Source organism: Ramlibacter aquaticus (genome assembly GCF_015159745.1).
GTDB lineage: Bacteria > Pseudomonadota > Gammaproteobacteria > Burkholderiales > Burkholderiaceae_C > Ramlibacter > Ramlibacter aquaticus.
Map to the genome: position 1 here is coordinate 1 of NZ_JADDOJ010000178.1, position 617 is coordinate 617.

Here is a 617-nt window from a genome sequence, read left to right on the forward strand (position 1 = left end):
GCGAGGTCTCTCACCTCGCGCGTTATGCCGTCTTCATCTTCGAACGAATTCGAAATTGAAGTTCTATGTTGACGCAATCAAAAATTCATGCTGCTCACGGCACGGTGGGCCACAAGGACCCTTTCCGTGAGCAGCGCTGATTCGACTCTATGAATTGTTAAAGAACAGCCGATTGATGCCAGGCAATCCTGGCGTCAACAACAAAGAGGCCTCGCTTGCACGAAGCCGCTTTGGTGTTGAGTGTGTGTTTGCGAAAAGACGATGGTGGAGGATGACGGGATCGAACCGACGACCCCCTGCTTGCAAAGCAGGTGCTCTCCCAGCTGAGCTAATCCCCCACGGAATGCCCGGACCCCACAAGGTGGGGTGGTGGGTCTGGTTGGTCTCGAACCAACGACCCCCGCCTTATCAAGACGGTGCTCTAACCAACTGAGCTACAGACCCGAGCCGTTCGCTGCGAGCCGAAGCCGCTGGCGACGTCTTCCAACAACCGATAAGTGTGGACGTTCAAACTTGATTGCAGTTTCCAGAAAGGAGGTGATCCAGCCGCACCTTCCGATACGGCTACCTTGTTACGACTTCACCCCAGTCACGAACCCTGCCGTGGTAATCGCCCT

Annotated in this window: 2 tRNA genes and 1 rRNA gene; all 3 read right to left on the minus strand. The window is 55.3% G+C overall.

The window, feature by feature from the left end:
• Positions 1-262: 262 nt before the first annotated feature.
• Positions 263-338, minus strand: a tRNA-Ala gene (locus IM725_RS20030).
• Between the two features lie 29 nt (positions 339-367).
• Positions 368-444: transfer RNA gene (locus IM725_RS20035), tRNA-Ile, on the minus strand.
• A gap of 86 nt (positions 445-530) precedes the next feature.
• Positions 531-617, minus strand: a 16S ribosomal RNA gene (locus tag IM725_RS20040); the annotation flags it as partial.